Origin of the sequence: Streptomyces lasalocidi (genome assembly GCF_005280215.1) — a bacterium.
GTDB classification, from domain to species: domain Bacteria; phylum Actinomycetota; class Actinomycetes; order Streptomycetales; family Streptomycetaceae; genus Streptomyces; species Streptomyces longwoodensis.
Window position 1 is genome coordinate 2,384,739 of the sequence record NZ_SZNQ01000001.1, and the last position, 20,240, is coordinate 2,404,978.

Annotated in this window: 18 protein-coding genes; 10 read left to right on the top strand and 8 right to left on the bottom strand. The window is 73.4% G+C overall.

Going from position 1 to position 20,240, the window contains the following annotated elements:
• The first annotated feature begins 449 nt into the window (after nucleotides 1-449).
• Nucleotides 450-3,695 (top strand): RHS repeat-associated core domain-containing protein, encoded by a 3,246-nt coding sequence (locus tag E4U91_RS10695; RefSeq protein ID WP_137310759.1) that lies wholly within the window; start codon nucleotides 450-452, stop codon nucleotides 3,693-3,695.
• Between the two features lie 38 nt (nucleotides 3,696-3,733).
• Here E4U91_RS10695 and E4U91_RS10700 read toward each other — a convergent pair whose 3' ends face one another.
• Nucleotides 3,734-4,126 carry a hypothetical protein gene (locus tag E4U91_RS10700; protein WP_067231323.1) on the bottom strand — a complete coding sequence of 131 codons (393 nt, stop codon included), beginning with the start codon at nucleotides 4,124-4,126 and terminating at the stop codon, nucleotides 3,734-3,736.
• Between the two features lie 85 nt (nucleotides 4,127-4,211).
• On the opposite strand from E4U91_RS10700, the gene E4U91_RS10705 reads away from it, so the two are divergent.
• Nucleotides 4,212-4,646: a DnaJ family domain-containing protein gene (locus E4U91_RS10705; RefSeq protein ID WP_137306639.1), complete on the top strand. Its 435-nt coding sequence runs from the start codon at nucleotides 4,212-4,214 to the stop codon at nucleotides 4,644-4,646.
• On the opposite strand, the gene E4U91_RS39760 is transcribed toward E4U91_RS10705, so the two are convergent.
• Both E4U91_RS39760 and E4U91_RS10715 read right to left on the bottom strand, forming a co-directional pair.
• Nucleotides 4,635-5,480: a hypothetical protein gene (locus E4U91_RS39760; RefSeq protein ID WP_168218098.1), complete on the bottom strand. Its 846-nt coding sequence runs from the start codon at nucleotides 5,478-5,480 to the stop codon at nucleotides 4,635-4,637. The genes E4U91_RS10705 and E4U91_RS39760 overlap by 12 nt on opposite strands.
• Nucleotides 5,481-5,499: 19 nt before the next feature.
• Nucleotides 5,500-6,162: a hypothetical protein gene (locus E4U91_RS10715; protein WP_137306640.1), complete on the bottom strand. Its 663-nt coding sequence runs from the start codon at nucleotides 6,160-6,162 to the stop codon at nucleotides 5,500-5,502.
• A gap of 162 nt (nucleotides 6,163-6,324) precedes the next feature.
• Between E4U91_RS10715 and E4U91_RS10720 the strand changes: the two genes are divergently transcribed.
• On the top strand, nucleotides 6,325-6,816 hold the full coding sequence (locus E4U91_RS10720) for a GNAT family N-acetyltransferase (RefSeq protein ID WP_137310760.1): 492 nt from the start codon (nucleotides 6,325-6,327) through the stop codon (nucleotides 6,814-6,816).
• On the opposite strand, the gene E4U91_RS10725 is transcribed toward E4U91_RS10720, so the two are convergent.
• Entirely contained in the window at nucleotides 6,809-8,848 is a 2,040-nt protein-coding gene (locus tag E4U91_RS10725; RefSeq protein WP_137306641.1) for an MDR family MFS transporter, read from the bottom strand. The genes E4U91_RS10720 and E4U91_RS10725 overlap by 8 nt on opposite strands.
• Nucleotides 8,849-9,025: 177 nt before the next feature.
• Here E4U91_RS10725 and E4U91_RS10730 point away from each other — a divergent pair, with 177 nt between their 5' ends.
• Nucleotides 9,026-10,012: a peptidoglycan-binding domain-containing protein gene (locus E4U91_RS10730; RefSeq protein WP_338326666.1), complete on the top strand. Its 987-nt coding sequence runs from the start codon at nucleotides 9,026-9,028 to the stop codon at nucleotides 10,010-10,012.
• Between the two features lie 376 nt (nucleotides 10,013-10,388).
• Here E4U91_RS10730 and E4U91_RS10735 read toward each other — a convergent pair whose 3' ends face one another.
• Entirely contained in the window at nucleotides 10,389-11,912 is a 1,524-nt protein-coding gene (locus E4U91_RS10735; RefSeq protein WP_137306643.1) for a chitinase, read from the bottom strand.
• Nucleotides 11,913-12,220: 308 nt separating this feature from the next.
• Between E4U91_RS10735 and E4U91_RS10740 the strand changes: the two genes are divergently transcribed.
• Entirely contained in the window at nucleotides 12,221-12,943 is a 723-nt protein-coding gene (locus E4U91_RS10740) for a lytic polysaccharide monooxygenase (protein WP_137306644.1), read from the top strand.
• A gap of 355 nt (nucleotides 12,944-13,298) precedes the next feature.
• On the opposite strand, the gene E4U91_RS10745 is transcribed toward E4U91_RS10740, so the two are convergent.
• Nucleotides 13,299-13,961 carry an HAD family hydrolase gene (locus E4U91_RS10745; protein ID WP_174867785.1) on the bottom strand — a complete coding sequence of 221 codons (663 nt, stop codon included), beginning with the start codon at nucleotides 13,959-13,961 and terminating at the stop codon, nucleotides 13,299-13,301.
• A 182-nt stretch (nucleotides 13,962-14,143) separates the two neighbouring features.
• Nucleotides 14,144-14,725, bottom strand: coding sequence for a TMEM165/GDT1 family protein (locus E4U91_RS10750; protein WP_137306645.1), 582 nt, complete (start codon nucleotides 14,723-14,725; stop codon nucleotides 14,144-14,146).
• Between the two features lie 374 nt (nucleotides 14,726-15,099).
• Between E4U91_RS10750 and E4U91_RS10755 the strand changes: the two genes are divergently transcribed.
• The 4 genes from E4U91_RS10755 to E4U91_RS10770 all read left to right on the top strand — a co-directional run bounded on the left by E4U91_RS10755 (nucleotide 15,100) and on the right by E4U91_RS10770 (nucleotide 18,935).
• Nucleotides 15,100-15,744 carry an HNH endonuclease family protein gene (locus E4U91_RS10755; protein WP_137306646.1) on the top strand — a complete coding sequence of 215 codons (645 nt, stop codon included), beginning with the start codon at nucleotides 15,100-15,102 and terminating at the stop codon, nucleotides 15,742-15,744.
• A 62-nt stretch (nucleotides 15,745-15,806) separates the two neighbouring features.
• Entirely contained in the window at nucleotides 15,807-17,441 is a 1,635-nt protein-coding gene (locus E4U91_RS10760; RefSeq protein ID WP_137306647.1) for an alkaline phosphatase D family protein, read from the top strand.
• Between the two features lie 238 nt (nucleotides 17,442-17,679).
• Complete coding sequence (locus E4U91_RS10765) at nucleotides 17,680-18,135, top strand: DoxX family protein (protein ID WP_137306648.1); 456 nt, start codon at nucleotides 17,680-17,682, stop codon at nucleotides 18,133-18,135.
• 170 nt (nucleotides 18,136-18,305) lie between these two features.
• Nucleotides 18,306-18,935, top strand: coding sequence for a DedA family protein (locus tag E4U91_RS10770; RefSeq protein ID WP_137306649.1), 630 nt, complete (start codon nucleotides 18,306-18,308; stop codon nucleotides 18,933-18,935).
• Between the two features lie 50 nt (nucleotides 18,936-18,985).
• On the opposite strand, the gene E4U91_RS10775 is transcribed toward E4U91_RS10770, so the two are convergent.
• Nucleotides 18,986-19,213 (bottom strand): DUF2277 domain-containing protein, encoded by a 228-nt coding sequence (locus E4U91_RS10775; RefSeq protein ID WP_107119541.1) that lies wholly within the window; start codon nucleotides 19,211-19,213, stop codon nucleotides 18,986-18,988.
• 102 nt (nucleotides 19,214-19,315) lie between these two features.
• On the opposite strand from E4U91_RS10775, the gene E4U91_RS10780 reads away from it, so the two are divergent.
• Nucleotides 19,316-20,221, top strand: a complete 906-nt coding sequence (locus E4U91_RS10780; RefSeq protein ID WP_137306650.1) for a ketopantoate reductase family protein — start codon at nucleotides 19,316-19,318, stop codon at nucleotides 20,219-20,221.
• The last annotated feature ends 19 nt before the right edge of the window (nucleotides 20,222-20,240 follow it).

A 20,240-nucleotide genomic window follows, 5' to 3' on the forward strand; every position in this document is an offset into this window, starting at 1 on the left:
TTGTACCGGTCCGCCCCGTCGGACGAACGCGTTCCGCGCACGGGAACCGGTCATCCTCCGGGGTGGACCAATCCCCTCTTTTCGCACGTCGGTACGGAATGTGACCCAAACCAGTGACAACTCGCCTGGTCACGCTCGGGCTTGTTCGAGACTGCATACAACTGCCGATCGGGGGAACGGCCCGCTGTCACCCGTCGGACGCGTGTCACTTTGAGGGGACCGAGACGGCTGCCGTGGCCGCCTCGACGTCCCAACGGGGGGAAACGGTGTCGACACCACGTGCCCGCGCACGACGCTTACGCTCCGGACGGCTGCGCGCCGCCCGCACCCTGGCCGCCGTCCTGACGGCCGTAGCCCTCGGCGCGGCCGCCGTCCCGGCCGTCGCCGCCCCGGAGGCCGGGCCGCCCGCCGGTGACCGGTCGCACTGGGGGGACCACGGGCGCGCCCCGATGCCGCCGGTGCGCACCGGTACCACCCGGCCGCCCGGCACCGTCCGCTCGGCCGACCCGTCCGCCGCCGAACAGGCCTGGCGCAAGCGCGAGTCGGACCGGCTGCGGCACGGCGGCCGGCGACCGGCCGCCCCGCGCTCCGCCACCGCCGCCGCCGCCTTCGTGCCGCGCGGCCAGGGCGACGTGCCCTGGCACAGCATCTTCGGGTTCCGCATGACCGACGCCCTGACGGGGCGGATCGACTACTCCACCGGCAACCTGATGCTCGCCGCCACCGACTTCGACATCGCGGGAGTCGGACAGAAGCTGCAACTCACCCGCACGTACAACGCGTTCACCGCGCCGGAGGGCCAGGTCAGCCGCCCCTGGTGGGTGAACTGGGAACGCGACCTGGACGTCTCCGGCGCGAACTCGGTGATCGCCTACGACCAGACCGGCGCGACCGTCGAGTTCACCCGGGGCTCCGACGGCACCTTCACCACCCCGTCCGGTTACTCCAGGGACCTGCGCAAGAACGACGACGGCACCTACACCCTCACCGACCGGGGGTCCGGCGCCGCCGACACCTACGACGCGAGCGGCCGCCTCACCAAGGTCGGTGACCGCAACGGCGGCGTCCTGACCGTCACCGCGCACCTCGACGCGTCGGGCGCCTCCGCGGGCTTCAAGCTGACCGAGACCCGCTCGGGCCGCTGGATCGACCTCACCCGGTCCGGCACCACCCGCTGGACCGCCGAGGACAACACCGGCCGCACGGTCACGTACACCCTGGACGCCGACCACGGCAACGTCGTGCGGACCACCGACAGCACCGGCCACACCACCACCTTCGGCTACGACGCCGACGGCCGGGTGGTGAAGGTGACCAGCTCCGAGGGACGCTCGACCGCGTTCACCTACGACGCCGCCGACCGGGTGACCTCCATGCGCCGCTACGCCGAGAGCGGCGAGGGCGGCAGCGGCCCCACGTCCACCTACGCCTACAGCGCCGCCACCCCCGGGGAACAGGGCACCACCACGGTGACCGACCCCCTCGGGCACAAGTCGACGTACGAGCACAACGCCGACGGCGAGATGACGAAGGTGACCGACGCCCTCGGGCACGCCCGGGCCTCGACGTACCAGAACCACCTGCTGCAGACCGCCACCGACGCGATGGGCACCGGCAGCGGCGGCTCCGGCGGCAACGTGACCACCTACGGCTGGGACGCCCGCAACAACCCCACCTCGATGAAGCTGCCGACCGGGGCGAACGCCTCCGGCAAGTGGCAGACGGTCGCCGGCGCGGAACGCCCGAACACCACCACGGGCGCGGACGGCGAGAAGACCAGCTACTCCTACGACGCGGCGGGCAACACCGCGTCCGTCGCCACCAGCGGCACCGGCGGCGGCACCGTGTCCTTCTCGTACAACGAGGCGGCCCCCAAGTGCGGCGGCTTCCAGGGGCAGACGTGCACCGCCACCGACGCCAACGGCAAGAAGACGGAGTTCCACTACGACGCCGTCGGCAACCTGGACAGCGTCACCCCGCCCGCGCCGCTGGGGCGCACCACGTACACCTATGACGCCCTCGGCCGTACGGCGAGCACGACCGACGGCCGCGGGGTGAAGACCGTCTACACCTACGACCGGCGCGACCGCGTCGTCGGGGTGACCGCGACCGGCTCCGCCGACGTCACCTACGCCTACGACGGTGACGGCAACCTCGTCAGCCGCACCGACGCCACCGGCACCCAGCGCTACCAGTTCGACGCCCTCAGCCGGGAGACCGTCCGCACCCTGCAGGACGGTTCGCAGACCGTGCTCGCCTACACCGCCGACGGCAACGTCGACACCTACCGCGACCCCGGCGGCACCACGGCCTACGCGTGGGACGCGGCGCACCGGCTGACCCGGCTGACCGGGCCGCAGGGCAAGAGGACGACGTACGAGTACGACAACGAGGACCGGCGCACGAAGACCACCTACCCGGGCGGCACCCTGCAGGCCCAGACCCTCGACGCCTCCGGCCGCCCGCAGGACATCCGGGTCGTCGCCCCCTCGGGCATCATCCTCAGCCACCTGTCCTACGGCTACGGCTACACCGTCGGCGGCGTCACGGTGGACGGGGCGAGGATCCACTCCCGGACCGACACCCTGACCAAGGCGCGCACGGACTACACCTACGACGGGGCCGGCCGGCTCTCGCTGGCCAAGGAGATCGACGCCCGGGGCGTGGAGACCTCCTGGCAGCAGTGCTTCGACCCGGCGGGCAACCTCACCTCACGCGGCCAGACGCCCGGGTGCCCGGCGTCCACCGTCTACACCTACGACGACGCCTCCGAGCTGGTCGCGCGCAACGGCGTCACCAGCGGCTGGTCCTACGACAAGGCGGGCAACGAGACCGCCGGCGCCCCGAACCCGCAGGCCGCCCGCACCGCCGAGCAGTACACCGGGTACGGCCAGCTCAAGTCCCTCACCACCGGCGGCACGTCGTACTCCGCGCAGTACGCCAGCACCGACGGCAGCGAGCGCACCCGCCTGGGCGACACCGTCTTCCACAACGGTCCGCTCGGTCTGTCCGGCGAGACCACGGCCGGCAAGGACAGCGAGTACATCCGCGAACCCGGCGGCACCCTCAACTCCGTCTCCACCGGCGGCAACAGCTACTACTACCTGACCGACGCCCTCGGCTCGGTCACCGCCCTGGTCGACGAGTCGGGCAAGCAGGTCGACACCTACGCGTACACGCCGTCCGGCCTGCCCCGCGCGGGCACGACCGAGACGGTCCCGCAGCCGTTCCGCTTCGCGGGCGGCCAGCTCGACCCGACCGGGCTGTACCACTTGGGCAGCCGCTACTACGACCCGGAGCTGACCCGCTTCACCCAGCCCGACCCCTCGGGCCAGGAGAAGAACCCGTACCTCTACGCCGAGGGCGACCCGGTCAACCGGATCGACCCGAGCGGGCTGTTCTCCGTCAGCCCGGAGGTCGAGGGCTGCTACTTCGTCTGCCTCGGGGCCAGCTTCAACTTCAACAGCGACGGCACCTTCCACCTCGGGCTCTCCACCGGCTTGGGCAACCCCAGCTTCGGAGGCGGCGTGAAGGTGAACAGCAGCAACGCGAGCAAAGGCTGGAGCGTCCCGCTCTCCTGCTCGCTGGGCCCGTTCACCGGCAGTTACGACCTGAAGAGCGACACGGCGTCGGGGTCGGCCGGGGCGAAGTTCAGCAGTCCCAGTTGCTCGGTCCGCGCGTCGTACACCTTCTGAGCGGGTGGGCCGTCACCCCCGGGTGACGGCCCGCCTCCCTACCCCTCGTGGTAGAAGCCGACGTTGACGCTGCGCGGCCCGGTGCGGTCCTGGACGACGATCTCGCCGGAGCCGCCGCGCGGCAGCGGCACGGTCCCGCCGTAGGCGATGGTCTGCGCGTACTGGCCCACCACCAGCCGCACCTCGGAGGACGGGTCGGGCTGGGAGCCGCGCAGCCAGGACACCTGCCAGGTGCCCTCGGGCCCGCACAGGAACTCCAGGTGCACCCGGGACACGAACAGCCAGTCGTCGGGCGTGGCCAGGCGGCACACGGACCTGTCCCGGCCCACCCGCAGCACGGCGCCCGGTTCACTGGGCGCGTCGGCCATGAGCATGCCGGCCGTGGCGCCCTCCTCCGCCCCCGAGACGGACGCCATGGTGAGTTCGAGCACGTGCGCTCCTTCAGAAGAGTCCTCGTGAACTACAGCCGCCGCATGATAAATCGCCCGGCCCCGTCGCGTCCGGCACAATGGACGCATGACCGAGCGAAAGCCACCGGGTGTGCCGTTCGAGTCCTGGGTCGACAAGCAGATCCGTGACGCGCAGCGGCGCGGGGAGTTCGAGCGACTGCCGGGTGCGGGCGAGCCGTTGCCGCCGGGGCTGGAGAGCTCGTACGACGAACTGTGGTGGATCAAGCGGAAGATGGCCCGTGAGGGGCTGTCCGTGCTGCCTCCCGCGCTCGCGTTGCGCAAGGAGGCCGAGGACGCGCTCGAGGCGGCGTACGCCGCGCCGTCGGAGCGGGTGGTGCGGCGGATCATCACCGAGGTGAACGTCAAGATCCGCGACATGATGTTCAAGCCGCCGCCCGGCCCGCCGCTCGGCAAGAAGCCGTACGACGTGGAGGCGGTCGTGCGGGAGTGGCGCGAGCGCCGCGCCACTCCCGGTGGGTCGCCGGACCCGTCAGACGTGTAGCAGCCGCTCCGCCAGCTCGCGGTAGTCCCGCAGCGCCAGCCGCAGTTGCTCGGTGTCCGTGGTCGAACCGGCACCGCGCTTGCCGGTGTCGTCCGTGTGCCACGCGCCGCGCAGCGTACGGCGCCGCTCGGTCACCGCCTCGGTGAAGCGGTTCGCCAGCTCCTCCAGCAGCCGGTCGGCCTCCTCGACGGCCTCCTTGGGCCGGTCGACGAACTCGACGACCGTCTGCCGCAGCCGCCCGGCGAGCTCGTCGCTCGCGTCACGCGGGAGCAGGGACGGGGCGTCGGCCGCGACCCCGTGCCCCTCCGAGCCGGAGGTGTCCGGGGTGGTGGTGCCGGTCGTGGTGGTGCCGGTCGTGGTGGTGCCGGTGGTGGCCGGCTTGGCGAACGCGCCGGTGGTGCCGGTGTCGTGGGTGCCGTGGGTGCCGGTCGTGCCGGTGGTCCCGGTCGTGCCGGATGTCCCGGTCGTGCCGGATGTCCCGGTGGTCCCGGTCGTCGCGTCGGGTACGACGGTCGCGTAGGTGCCGGTGGTGCCAGTGGCACCCGTCGTACCCGTAGTACCCGCCGTACCCGTAGTACCCGTCGTACCCGCGGCGGCGGTGGTGCCGGCCGCGCCGGTCGTGTGCGTCGTGCCGGCGTCCAGCGTGCTGGTGCCGGTGTCGAGGCCCGAGGCCCCGTGGCCGGTGGGGTCCTGCCGGGCGGCCTCGGCCGCCGCCCGGTCGTCCTGGTACGTCTCGTGCGCCCGCTTGGCTTCCCGCACGCGCTGTGCCTCGGTCACGCCGTCGGTCTGCTGGGTGCGGCGCTCGTCGGCGCCGCCCGGTGTCAGGTCGGTCATCGTGTTCACTCTTCCCGGCTCAGTGGGCCTGGTGTCGGCGGACGGCCCAGGGCTGCCGGCCGGACCGGCCCTTGCCGCTCGACGTGTCGGAGGACCCGCGGACCGCCGGGGCCCGGTCGCGGCCGGAGCCGAGCAGCTCCTCGAACAGCGCGCGGGCCTCGACCAGCGCGGTCCGCATGTCCTCGGTGCCCGGACCGCTGCCGTCACCGGACGCGGTGCCCGCCGTACGGCTGTGGGCCACGCCGTGCACGGTCCGGTAGCCGTTCACGTGGTGGGCGTGGTGCACGGACAGCGCGGCCAGCTGCTCGTCGTACTGGTCGCCGTCCGGGTAGCCGCGGGCGCCGGCCAGCTCGGCGACCAGCCGGTCCGCCTCCACGACCGCCTCGCGGGGCGAGTCGACGAAGCGCTCCTGCACCGCCGTCCAGCGGGCCTCGTACCGCTCCCGCTCGGCGGGCTCCAGCGGCCGCCGCTGCAGGTTGCCGTGGCGTTCGACCAGGGCGCCGAGCTCCTGCTCGGCCGCCTTGGTGTCGCCGCCGTGCCGGGCGACCGCCCGGTCGTACTCGGGCCCGAAGCGCTGCTTCAGGCTGTGTGCGCCACGCGGGCCGCGGACCCACATGGCCACGAGGACCGCGACGACGACGACCGCCACCACGATCAGAGCGATGATCACGCCTGTGGACATGGTTGCCTTCCGGTGAGTCGGCCCTGTCGGCCGGTTTCCGGTCGTGTTGCCCGCACCACACCCCTCAAACAAGCCCGCATTGTCCCCCGCCCCGGCCCGGACCGCGCGCCGGGGTGCTTATTCGCTTGCGGCCGGCCCGCCGGCCGGGCCGAGAATGCGGGCATGACCTGGACGATCGCCCCGGAGCCGTACGACTCCGCCGTCGCCGCCGGCCTGTGGCGCGCCTACTACACGGAGGTCAGCGACCGCTGGTACCTCCTGCACGAGGGGCGCCGCACCGACCCCGACGAGCTGGAGCGCGAGGTCGCCGCCCACACCGGCGCCGAACTCGATCCGCCCAGCGGCCAGTTGCTCGTCGGGCGGTACGGCGGGACACCGGCCGGCAGCGCGGGCGTACGGCTGCTGGACGCGGCCACGGCCGAGCTGACGCGGGTGTTCGTGCTGCCCGGGGCGCGCGGGACGGGCGGGGCGGCGCTGCTGGTGGCCGCGGCCGAGCGGGCGGCGCGGGAGCTGGGCGCCGCCCGGATCGTGCTGGACACCCGCGGCGACCTGGTCGAGGCGCGGGCGCTGTACGCACGGCTCGGCTACACCGAGACCGGGCCGCACAACGCCGACCCGTACGCCGAGCACTGGTTCGCCAAAGCGCTCAGCTGAGGCGGGACGCGCGGCCGGCGGCGTGCGGCTGCTCGCGGTCGGAGCCGCACAGCTCGGCGTTGAGCTCCTGGACGAGGCGGACCAGGTCGGTGGGGCGGTCGGGTCCCCACCAGTCGCCGAGGAGTTCGGCCAGGGAGGCCTCGCGCGCGTGCGCCAGGTCCTCGGCGACCAGGGCGCCCTGCGGGCTCAGCACCAGGCCGATGCCCTCGCGCACGGCGAGGCGGCGCTCCTCGACCTGGCGGGCGCCCTCCAGGATGACGGGCAGCGGGACGGGCGTGCGCTCGGCGAGCAGGGACGGCTCGACCGTGCCGTACTTCTTCATCCGCAGCAGCAGCCAGCTCGCCGCGGGCTGGAGGTCGTACCCGGCGCGCTCGGTGATCGTGCGGTAGATCTCGCGGCGGCCCTCACGGGTGCCGAGCGTGGACAGGGCGCGGCACACCTCGTCGTAGGACGACCGCTGGACCGGGTTGCTGGCCAGCGTCTCGGTGACGTCGGGCGCGGTGACCGAGCCGCGCAGCTTGTCCTCCTTGAGGAACCAGGCCAGCAGGAAGCCGAGCGCGGCGACCGGCGCCGCGTACAGGAAGACGTCGGTGATGGCGGACGCGTACGCGTGCAGCGCGGCCGGGCGCAGTGAGGAGGGCAGGGCGGAGATGCCCCGCGGGTCGGCCTGGAGCGCGTCGGCGGAGGCCCCGGCGGGCAGCCGTACGCCGCGGAACGCGTCGGTGAGCTTGTCGGCGAGGCGGCTCGCGAAGACCGTGCCGAAGATCGCCACGCCGAAGGAGGCGCCGATGGAGCGGAAGAAGGTCGCGCCGGAGGTGGCGACACCCAGGTCCTCGTAGGAGACGGCGTTCTGCACGATCAGCACCAGTACCTGCATGACCAGGCCGAGCCCGAGGCCGAAGACGAAGAAGTAGGCGCTCATCTCGGCGGTGGAGCTGCGCTCGTCGAGCTGGTGCAGCAGGAGCAGCCCGACGGTGGTCACGGCGGTGCCGGTCAGCGGGAACACCTTCCAGCGGCCGGTGCGGCTGACGATCTGCCCGGACACGGTGGAGGACAGCAGCATGCCGAACACCATCGGCAGCATGTGCACGCCCGACATGGTCGGCGAGACGCCCTGGACGACCTGGAGGAACGTCGGCAGGTAGGTCATCGCGCCGAACATCGCGAACCCGATGATGAAGCTGATCACCGCCGACAGGGTGAAGGTGCGCACCCGGAACAGCTTCAGCGGCAGCACCGGCTCCGCCGCCCGGCGCTCGACGGCCACGAACGCCACGGCCAGGACGACGGCCAGCGCGATCAGGCCGGCGATCCGCGCCGAGCCCCACGGCCAGGTCGTGCCGCCCAGGGAGGCGACCAGGACCAGGCAGGTGGCGAGGGAGGCGATGAGGAAGGTGCCCAGGTAGTCGATGACGTGCCGGGTGCCCTTGCGCGGGATGTGCAGCACGGCCGCGATGACGGCGAGCGCGACGACGCCGACGGGCAGGTTGATGTAGAACACCCAGCGCCAGCTGAGGTGTTCGGTGAACAGCCCGCCGAGCAGCGGGCCGAGGACGCTGGTCGCGCCGAACACCGCGCCGAACAGGCCCTGGTAGCGGCCGCGTTCGCGGGGCGGCACGATGTCGCCGACGATCGCCATCGACAGCACCATCAGTCCGCCGCCGCCCAGGCCCTGGACGGCGCGGAACGCGATGAGCTGCGGCATGTCCTGGGCCATCCCGCACAGCGCGGACCCCACGAGGAAGATCAGGATGGCGGCCTGGAAGAGCTTCTTGCGCCCGTACTGGTCGCCCAGCTTGCCCCACAGCGGGGTCGCCGCGGTCGAGGCCAGCAGATACGCGGTCACAACCCAGGACAGGTGCTCCAGACCGCCGAGGTCGCTGACGATCGTGGGCAGCGCGGTCGACACGATCGTCTGGTCCAGCGCGGCGAGCAGCATGCCGAGCAGGAGGGCGCCGATCGAGACGAGGACGTTGCCGGCGACCTGCTCCCGCCGCGGATCCTCGGTACGGGCGTGCGCATCCAAGGCCATCGAGACCTCCCGGGCCGTGCTGGCTGTCGTGACGGTCGTGACAGTTCCATCGTGGTGGGTGTGTCCCGTAATGGCCCGTCGAGTCCTGCTGGAAGCGGGAATTCCGGGGACCGCGGGCGGGGTCCCGTGTGGAGAATCTGCATAATCTCTGGAGCTTGCATGGGGAGGGACGAACACGTGAACGAGCCGAACGGCCCGCACGGACCGCTGGGGCATCCGTGCCCGGAGTGCGGTGCGCCGCGCGCGGCCGACCACACGCCGTCCTGCGCCTGCGCGCGCCGCACCTCCGACGCCGTGCGCGACACCCGCACGGCGGAGGTCGCGGCGGCCGAGGACTTCGACCCGCTGCGGGTGCGGCCGTACGTCGAATACGGGCGGCTGGGCGAACCGGGTGAGCCGGGCGGGCCGGGCGGGCCGGGCGGGCCGAGTGAGCCGGGCGGGGCCCCGGCCGAGCGGACGATGCCGCTGCGGGCGGTGCCGGCCGCGCCGGTGGGGGCCGGCGCGGAGGATCTGGAGCTGTTCGAGGAGGGTGCGCCCGCCGGGGACCCCGCGCCCGAGCCGGGCGGGCGGCGCCGGCGGACGCTGCTGCTGGTGGCGGCGGGGGCGGTGGTGACGGTGGCGGCCGCGGCGGGGTTCGCGAGCGGGCTGTTCTCCTACGAGACGCCGACGCGGGACACGGCGGCCCCGCGGGACGTCCGGGCGGCCGTGCCCGGCCCGTCGGACAGTCCGTCGTCGGCGACGGCGTCCGCCACGGGGACGGCGTCCGCCTCCCCCTCGGCCTCCGACTCCCCGTCGCCCTCGGCGAGCGACAGCGCGTCACCGAGCCCGTCGGCGTCCAGCGCGTCCCCGTCGCCGTCCGGGTCCCCGTCCGGACCGGCGTCCCCGACGGCCACGGCCACGGCCCCGACACCGTCGCCCTCCGGCCAGGACAACGGGCGGGCGACGGCGCTGCGCCGCGGCGACAAGGGGCCGGAGGTGGCGGAACTCCAGACCCGGCTGCGACAGGTGGGCCTGTACGGCAGCGACATCAACGGCAGCTACAACGAACAGGTCGAGAACGGCGTCCGCACGTTCCAGTGGTGGCGCGGCATCCAGGACGACGAGCCGGGGGTGTACGGCGCGGTGACGCGTGCGCGGCTGGAGGCGGAGACGCAGGTGGGGTGACGGGCGGCGGGTGGCCGTGGCGCGGCGCCGTCGTGGCCGGTCGCGCAGTTCCCCGCGCCCCTGGGTGGGTGACGGCACCGTCGGCGTGGTGGGCGCCGTGCGTCTCGACTCGCGGCCCTGCCGTCGTGCGTGCGCGGCGCCGTCGTGGCCGGTCGCGCAGTTCCCCGCGCCCCTGAGGTGGGTGACGGCACCGTCGGCCTGTTCGGCTCCGTGTGGCCCTGCCGTCGTGCGTGTGCGGCGCCGTCGTGGCCGGTCGCGCAGTTCCCCGCGCCCCTGGGTGGGTGACGGCACCCGGCGGCGACAAGGCGCCGTGCGGCCGTGCCGGTCGCGGGCCCCCCTCGGTTCGGGTCCGCGGCCGGCACGGTCGGTCAGTGGGTCAGCAGGTGCCGAGGTCCTGCCAGACTCCCCATTCGCCGGTGGTGCCGGGCTCCTCGCCCGTCGTCCACCACTTGGCCTTCCAGGTGTGGCTCTTGTACGAGACCTGCTGGCCGCCCGTGTACACCTTGTCCTTGGCCCACGGGGCCGCGGTGCACTGGTTGCCGGTGCCGCCGGTGACGGTCAGCGAGTAGGTGGCCGCGTGGCTGCCCGAGGTGCCGGTGCCGGTCACGGTGACCGTGTAGGTGCCGGAGGCCGCCGCCGAGGTGGTGGCCAGGGTGAGCGTGGAGGTCCCGCCCGCGGTGACCGACGTGGGGCTGAGCGAGGCGGTGACGCCCGCCGGGGCCCCGCTGACGCTGAGCTTCACGCTCTGGGCGCTCCCCGCCGTGACGGCCGTCTTCACGGTGGCCGTGGCGGACTGGCCGGCCGTCACCGTCCCGGAGGCCGGGGTGAGCGCCACGGAGAAGTCGTTCGACGGGGTGCTGGTACCGCCGGTGAACGGCGCGAAGACGTGCGTGAAGTCCCACGTGTTCTGCGCGATGCCCGAGCAGTTGTCCGCGGCCGCCCCGCCCGGGCAACTGCCGTTGTCCCGCTGGAGCGCCCAGAAGGACAGGGTGTTGATGCCCTTGGCGACGGCCCAGTCGTACACGGTCCGGGCGTTGGCCAGCGTGAAGGTCTCGGCCTTGCCGAAGTCGTCGACGCCCGGCATCTCGGTGACGCCGACCATGTTCCAGAGCTGGGCCGGCGTCTTGCCCGGGTACAGCTGGGCGAGCAGGTCGTACAGGCCCTGCGCGGCGGTCTGGGTGTCCTTCGCCATGTCGTGGGGCTGGTTGTCGTAGTAGTCGAACGTCATGAGGTTCACGACGTCGACCCGGGTGCCGTTGGCGACCGCGTTGCGCAGCAGCGCCTCGCCGGTGTCCCCGAGCCCGTGGGTGGTGGTCGGCAGGGTGTAGGAGATCTCCACCTTGCGCCCGTTGGCCGCCGCCCAGTCCTGGACCAGCTTGATGGCCTTGTTGCGGCGGTCGATGGCCGCGGTGTTGTCGAGCGAGTCGACCTCGATGTCCATGTCGAGCCGCGAGATGTCGTAGGTCGTGATGACCTTCTCGTACGCGGCGGCGATCTGCTGCACGTCGGTGCAGCTGTCGGCGATCTCGGTGCCGGTGGTGTCGGCCGTGTACCCGCCGAACGAGGGGATGACGTCACCGCCGTTGGCCTGGATCGTCTTGATGTCCGAGCCGAAGGTCGAGGCGGCGATCGGCATGCCCGTGTCGCCGTTCCAGTACGGCGTGCAGGAGCCCTTGGTGGCGGTCTGGAGGAACGCCATGGTCAGGTGCTTGGCGCCCGACTGGGCGGCCAGGGCGGCCGGGCTCTCGCCGGTCCACGCCTCGAAGTAGGGCGCGAACACGTGGTTCGGCAGGGGCGTCGCGGCCTGGGCGGTGCCGGTTCCCGTGAGGGCGAGGCCCACGACGGCGGCCGCGGTGGCGGCTGCTGCGAGGGCCGCGCGGAGGGGACGCACTCGTCTCATGTCAGTCCAGGTGTGTGTGGGGAAGGGCCCGATGTCCCGTGCCGGGACGGGGACTTGCCGCCTACTGGAATAGCGCCCGCCCCGGGGTGGGCGCAATGGTCTGGACCAAGAAGGGACTAGACCAATTGGGACCCCTTGGGCACTCCTCGGACAGACCGTCCCTGTACAGGGCACGTACCGGTCGACTGGACCGCGTCCGGACAGCGTTCACCTCTCGCCGATTACCGCACAGTCACCCTTGACCGGGCCGCCACGGGCGGGGCTATGGTCTAGACCTAGTCGGCGTCAGACCCCGAGGGAGAAATGTCATGAACATGAAGAGAGGGACGGCTCTCGTGATCGGTGCGCTCGCCGCTCCGGTGCTCGCCGTCAGCCTTCCCGCGAGCTCGGCCGTCGCCCACGGCTGGGTGACCCTGCCCACGAGCCGGCAGGAACAGTGCGCCCAGGGCCTGGTCGACTGCGGCCAGATCAAGTACGAGCCGCAGAGCGTGGAGGGCCCCAAGGGGCTGCAGAGCTGCAGCGGCGGGCACGCCGAGTACGCCGAGCTGGACAATGACAGCAAGGCGTGGAAGGTCACCCCGGTCGGCACGACGGCGACGTTCACCTGGCACAACACGGCGCGGCACTCGACCGCGAACTGGCAGTACTTCATCGGCGGCCAGAAGATCGCCCAGTTCGACGGGCGCAACCAGCAGCCGGCCGCGGACGTCAGTCAGCAGGTGAACTTCGGCAGCTTCACGGGCCGTCAGAAGGTGCTCGCGGTCTGGAACATCGCCGACACCGGTAACGCGTTCTACTCCTGCGTCGACGTCAACATCGGCGGCACGGGCGGCGGCGGCGGTGGCACCGGCGGCGGGGGCGGGGGCGGCAGCACCTGCGCCGCGGCGGCCTGGGACCCGGCGCGGGTCTACAACGGCGGCGACACCGTCACCTACGGCGGCCACACCTGGCGCGCCAAGTGGTGGGTGACCGGCGACAAGCCCGGCACCACCGGCCAGTGGGGCGTCTGGGAGGACCTCGGGGCCTGCTAGGGGGTGTCTTGTCGATCGGGCCGGATCAGGGAGCGGCGTCTGGTGCCGTGCATCGCAAGGCGGAGGAGGGAGTCGATGCGGCGCATCGGCGACTGACGACAACGCGGCGAGGCGCGGTGCCAGACGCCGCGAGCCCGGCTTGATCGGCAAGACACCCCCTAGGCCGTGTCCGGCCCAGGCCCTGCGCTGCGGCCGGTGGAGGGCGGTCCGGAGGCGGGGGCGGGTTCGCCGCCCCCGCGACCCGGGCCGCCCACCCCGGCCGCGCCCGGTCGGCGTACCGCGCCCGGTCGACGTGCCGCGCCCGGTCGACGTGCCGCGCCCGGTCGACGTACCGCGCTCAGGCGCCGGAGCGCGCTCAGCCCACGTGCAGCGCGAACCCGTCCGCCGCCGGTTCCACCCGTACCCGCGTCAGGTCCCGCACCACCGCGTCCGGCCCGTGCACGGCCGCCCGCGGCCCGACCCCGACCACCCGCATCCCCGCGGAGCGCCCCGCCGAGATGCCCGCGCCCGAGTCCTCGAAGACCACGCAGTCCGCCGGGTCCACGCCGAGTTCCGCCGCGCCCTTGAGGAAGCCCTCGGGGTCCGGCTTGCTCGCGCCGACCGACTCCGCTGTGACCCGCACCGCGGGCAGGGCGAGCCCCGCCGCCCCCATCCGCGCCGTGGACAGCGGCACGTCCGCCGACGTCACCAGCGCGTGCGGCACGCCGAGCCGCACCAGCGAGGCGAGGAACTCCCCCGCCCCCGGCACCGGCACGACGCCGTCCAGGTCGGCCGTCTCCTCGGCCAGCATCCGGGCGTTGTCCGCGTGGTTGCGCTCCATCGGCCGCCCGGGCAGCAGCACCGCCATCGAGGCGTAGCCCTGGCGTCCGTGGACGACCTTCATCACCTCGTCGCCGTCCAGGCCGTGGTGGTCGGCCCAGCGCCGCCAGACCCGCTCCACGACGGCGTCGGAGTTCACCAGGGTGCCGTCCATGTCGAGCAGCAGGGCACGGGCGGTGAGCACGGTGGTCGCCGTCATCGGCAGCTCCTGGTGGGACGCGGGGGCGGGCCACGGGGACGGTCCGCGGGGGACAGAGCGGCCCCGCCCGCCGGTCAGGGAAAACGGGCGGGAGCCACTTTGTTTCTCCACGGTACAAAACAACCCCGGTCCCGCGCCACCGCTCCCGGGAACCGTTCACCGGACGTTCAGCCGCGGGCGGCTCAACCGGTGACGGCCTCCCACAGGCTCCACACGCCCAGGGCCAGCATCAGCACGGCCGCGATCTGCGTGATCAGCTTCAGCGGCACCCGCTTCATCAGCGCCTTCCCGCCGACGATGCCGAGCCCGGCCACCGCCCACAGCGCGAGCACCGCGCCGAGGCCGACGGACAGCGGGTCGTCGTAGCGGGCCGCGAGGTTGGCCGTCATGATCTGGGTGAGGTCACCGAACTCGGCGACCAGGATGAGCATGAAGCCCGCACCGGCCACCTTCCAGAAGGACTGGTTCGCCGGGCTGCGGATCTCCTCCTCGTCCTCGTCCTTCTTCATCAGCAGCACCGCGGCCCCGCCGAGGAACAGCACACCGGTCAGCGCGTGCACGATCTGCTGCGGCAGCAGCGTCAGCACGCTCCCGGCCGCGACGGCGAGCGCGACGTGCAGGGCGAACGCGGCGGCGACCCCGGTGAAGACGTAGGACGCGCGGTAGCGGGTGCCGAGGACGAGGCCGGCGAGGGCGGTCTTGTCCGGGAGTTCGGCGAGGAAGACGACACCGAAGACGAGCGCCGTGACGGTCAGGCTGATCAAGGTTCCTCAATCGGTCGGGTGCCGCCCCACCGAGAGTGCGCAGTCTCCACGAACCGGACGCCTCGGCAGGACAGCACACGTGTCACCCGTGCCGTGCGGCGCGGGCGTGCACTGCTTGCCGAAGGTCTCGCTGGCCGATCCGTCGGGATCCGCCTCCGGGCGCCGGCTCAGGCTCGCTGAGCAGTATGTCGACGGTCCGGCGAAGAGCTACTCCCCTTCTGCACTCCCCAGTGTACGAGATCGTTCCGCCATCAACCTTGTCGTGTCATGCGCACGTCACTAACTTCTCACCGAGCACTCATCCCCCGGCAACGCGGGCCGACGAGCATTCCCCCGCTCGTGCCCCACCACCCCACCACCCCAAGGGAGTTCGCATGCCGAAGCTCTACGCGCGTCGACGGCTGAGCATACTCGCGGCGTTCACCGGCCTCATAGCCTCCGCGACGCTCTTGAACCCGCCGACCGCCTCCGCTGCCCTGCCGACCCCGGTCAGCGCCGCCACCGCCCGCACCTACCTGGCGAGCCTCACCGTCGCCGCCGAGAACCGCACCGGCTACAGCCGGGACCTGTTCCCGCACTGGATCACCGTCTCCGGCACCTGCAACACCCGCGAGACCGTCCTCAAGCGCGACGGCTCGGGCGTCGTCACCGACTCCTCGTGCGCCGCGACCTCCGGCAGCTGGTACTCCCCGTACGACGGCGCCACCTGGACCGCCGCCTCCGACCTGGACATCGACCACCTGGTCCCGCTCGCCGAGGCCTGGGACTCCGGCGCGAGCGCCTGGACCACCTCCCGCCGCCAGTCCTTCGCCAACGACCTGACCCGCCCGCAGCTCATCGCCGTCACCGACAACGTCAACCAGGCCAAGGGCGACCAGGACCCGGCCACCTGGATGCCGTCGGTCAGCTCCTACCGCTGCACGTACGTCCGCGCCTGGGTGCAGGTGAAGTACTACTACGGCCTGTCCGTGGACTCGGCCGAGAAGAACGCGCTGAGCGGGTACCTCAACAACTGCTGATCCCGTACCTCGCCGCGGCCCTCCGTCGCTGCGTACCGTACGGGGCGACGGAGGAGGCGTGTGTGGGTGAACTGAAGCTGGGTCCCCTGCTGAGGTACGTGGACGGCACGAGCGCGACCGTGTGGGTCGAGGCGAGCCGCCCCTGCGGGGTCGAAGTGCGGTGCGCGGACGGGGTCGTGGGCACGGCCCGCACCTTCCACGTGTCGGGGCACCACTACGCGCTGGTGCAGGTGACCGGTCTGACCCCGGGCACCACCACGGCGTACGAGGTGTACCTCGACGACGCGCGCGTGTGGCCGGAGCCGGACTCGCGGTTCCCGCCGTCGGTGCTCCACACCCCGGCCGAGGGCGACGAGGTCCGCGTGACCTTCGGCTCGTGCCGCTGGGCCGCGCCGGCGGCCGACGAGAAGGACCCGGTCGGCCCGGACGCCCTGGACGCCCTCGCGACCCGGATCGCGGCCGACCCGGACGGCGAGCGGCCCGACGTCCTGCTCCTGGTGGGCGACCAGGTCTACGCCGACGAGACCTCCGACGCCACCGGGCGCTGGCTGGCCGCGCGCCGCGACGTGGACGAGCCGCCCGGCACCCAGGTCGCCGACTACGAGGAGTACACCCACCTCTACTACGAGTCCTGGCTCGACCCCGAGGTGCGCTGGCTGCTGTCGACCGTGCCGAGCTGCATGATCTTCGACGACCACGACCTGATCGACGACTGGAACACCTCCGCCTCCTGGCTCGCCGACATGCGGGCCACGCCCTGGTGGCGCGAGCGGCTGCTGGGCGGCCTCACCTCGTACTGGGTGCACCAGCACCTCGGCAACCTCTCCCCCGCCGACCTCGCCACCGACCCGCTCTACGCCGCCGTCCGCGCGGCCGACGACGCCACCGACATACTGCGGGACTTCGCCGAACGCGCCGACGCCGAGCCGGAGTCGGTGCGCTGGAGCTACCGGCGCGACTTCGGCCGGGTGCGGCTGCTGATGGTGGACAGCCGGGCCGCGCGCGTGCTGGCCGAGGACGAGCGCGCGATGCTCGACCCCGGCGAGGAGGAGTGGCTGCGCACGGAGGCGCTGACCGACCGGGAGTCCTACGACCACCTGCTGGTCGGCACCTCGCTGCCGTGGCTGCTGCCGCACCTGGTGCACGACGCCGAGGCGTGGGACGCGGCGCTGAGCCGGGGCGAGCGCGGCGGGCGCGACGGGCGCTGGGCGCGGTTCGGGGAGTGGCTGCGGCGGGGCGCCGACCTGGAGCACTGGGCGGCGTTCCCGCGGTCCTTCGCCGACCTGGCCGCGCTGCTGGCCGAGACCGGCACCGGGGACGGGGCCCCGGCCACGATCCTGGTGCTCTCCGGGGACGTGCACCACGCGTACGTGGCCGAGCCGCACTGGCCGGGCGGGGAGCCGGACGCCCGGGTGCTCCAGCTGACCTGCTCGCCGGTCCACAACTCCGTCCCGGCGTCGATCAGATGGGGCTTCCGCCTCGGCTGGAGCGCGCCGGCCCGGGCGTTCGGCCGGCTGCTGCGGCGGCACGGGCGCTGCGAGCGGCCGCCGGTGACGTGGCGCAAGACGGGCGGTCCCTGGTTCGGCAACCAGCTCATGACGCTGACCCTGCGGGGCCGTTCGGCCCACCTGGGGCTGGAGCAGGCCCGTCAGGACGGGAGCCTCGGGGAGGTGTACAGGTCGGTGCTGACCCCTTAGACCGGCGGGTGCCACCGGATTTTCGGACAGGGTTTCGGTCGCGGCCGCCGTCGCACCGGGCGTTCCACGTGCGCGGACGGCGGAGGTGTCCGTTCCGTGGTGGGCGTGACGTTGGCCCGATGTTGAACTTGCAAGCAACATCACGGCTCCCTAGCGTGGGTCATCCCTCGGTACAGCACGCCCCCCACCGGCCGGTCCCCCGTGACCGGCCGACCGTCCGAACCGAAGGAGCCCCCGCATGACCGGACGCCTCAACAGCGCCCAGCCCTATGCCGTCGGCCTGTTCCGCATCGTCGTCGGCCTGCTCTTCGCGTGCCACGGCGCCGCCTCGCTCTTCGGCGTCCTCGGCGGTGCCGTCGGCACCGACGGCGGCGCGCTCGACGCCGGCACCTGGCCCGGCTGGTACGCGGCCCTCATCCAGCTCGTCTGCGGCTGCCTGGTGCTGCTCGGCCTCGGCACCCGCCCGGCCGCGTTCCTCGCCTCGGGCTCCATGGCGTACGCCTACTTCGACGTGCACGCGCGCGGCGCCCTGTGGCCCATCGAGAACGGCGGGGAGCCGTCGGCGATGTTCTGCTGGGCCTTCCTGCTGCTGGTGTTCACCGGTTCCGGCGCGCTCGGCCTGGACCGGCTGGTCGCCCGGCGGGCGGTGCGCGAGCCCGTGGCGGCCGCCCCGGAGGCCGCGGTGACCGTCTGACGGGGTGGCCGCACCGCTCCCGGTGACGATGCGTGTCCAACACACGAGGCCCCCGTGACCCTTCCGTCACACCGCGGGCGTACGCTGTATGGCTGTCACTGGCCGCCCCTGCCGCTCCCTCGCGACGCAGCGGCTCGTGCGGCCGTACGGGGGAGTCACGGGGAGTCTCGGTGTTGGAAAGTGTGGGGTCGCTGACCGGCAGCCCATGGATCTACGGGCTGATCGCCCTGTCCGTGCTCCTCGACGTGTTCCTGCCGCTGCTGCCCAGCGGAGTGCTGGTGATCACGGCGGCCACGGCCGCGGCGGCGGGCTCCGCCGCCGGGGCGGGAGCCGGTGCCGGCCACGTCGTGCCGAACGACGTGCCCGACGTGCTGGTGATCATCCTGTGCGCGACGACCGCGTCCGTGGTGGGCGATCTGGTCGCCTACCGGCTCGCGTGGCGGGGCGGTGAGCGCCTGGACCGGGCCATCGCCCGGTCCCGCCGGCTCACCACCGCGCAGGAACGTCTCGGCCAGGCGCTGGCGCGGGGCGGGGGGCCGCTGATGGTCCTGGCCCGGTTCGCCCCCGCCGGGCGTTCCGTCGTCTCCCTGATCGCGGGCGCGGCACACCGCCGGGCCCGCGACTTCGTGCCCTGGTCGGTCATCGCGGGACTGTCCTGGGCGGCGTACAGCGTGGCGCTGGGCTACCTCGGCGCGCACTGGCTCGGGGCGACCTGGCTGGCGACGGGCGTCTCGGTGGTGGCCCTGTTCGGCGCGGGCGGCCTGGCCGCGTTCCTGGTCCGGCGCAGCCCGGCGGCCTGACCCCCGCCCGCACCGCCCCCGCGCGCACGGCGGGCCCACCGCTCCGGGCGTCAGGCCCGTCGGGCCGGAGCCCCGCGCACCTCCAGGTCCCCGAGCAGTTCCGCGGTCGCGTCGGCGACCGCCTGGACCGCGCGGTCGAACGCCTCGCGGTTGTGGGCGGCCGGGGCGCGGAAGCCGGAGACCTTGCGGACGTACTGGAGGGCGGCGGCGCGGATGTCCTCCTCCGTGGCCTCCTCGGGCAGGGCGGGCGGACGGAGCGTCTTGATGCTGCGGCACATGCCCCCAGTCTCGCCCGGTCCGGGACGCGGCGACAGCCCGACTGGCATGATCGTCCGCGGCGGCCACCCGAGGGCGGGGGCCGACCGACGAGAGGATCCCGCATGACGAACGACCGGACGACCGTGGCCGTCCTCGGCCCCGGCGGAGTGGGCGGACTGCTCGCCGCGCTGCTGGCCCGGGCCGGACACCGGGTGATCTGCCTGGCCGGGCCGGAGACGGCCGAGACCCTGCGCACCGACGGCATCCGGGTGCGCAGCGCGCGGTTCGGCGCGTTCACGGCGCCGGTGGAGGCGGACACGGTGCTGCGCGCCGAGCCCGACGCGGTGCTGATCGCCGTCAAGCACACCGCGCTGGAGGCGTCCCTGGCCCGCATCCCCTCCCCCGCCCTGGGCGACGCCGTCCTCGTGCCGTTCCTCAACGGCGTCGAGCACCCCGCGCTGCTGCGCGCCCACCACCGCCCGGACCGGGTCGCCCCGGCGGTGATCCGCGTGGAGTCCACCCGCGTCGCCCCGGGCGTCGTCGAGCACACCAGCCCCTTCGCGGAGGTCGACCTCACCGGCGATCCGGTGCCGCGGCCCCGCCTGGACGCGCTCGCCTCGGTGCTCGCGGCGGCGGGACCCACCACCCGGGTGCTGTCCGACGAGAAGGCCGCGCTGTGGGCGAAGATGGCCTTCCTCGCCCCCTTCGCCCTGCTCACCACGCGCTACGGCCTGCCCCTCGGCGAGGTCCGCACGCGTCACCGCGACGAGCTGACCGCCCTGGTGACGGAGACGGCCGCGGTCGGCACCGCCGACGGCGCGCCGGCCGACCCGGCCGCGGCCCTCGCCCGGTACGACGCGTTCCCGGCCGGCATGAAGTCGTCCATGCAGCGCGACGCCGAGGCGGGCCGCGCCCTGGAACTCGACGCGATCGGCGGGGCGTTGTTGCGGGCCGCGCGGCGGCACGGGGTGCCGGTCCCGGTGGCCGAGCGGGTGGTGGCGGAACTCGGGGGACGCACGCGGGGGTGACACCGGGCCGGACGGGCCG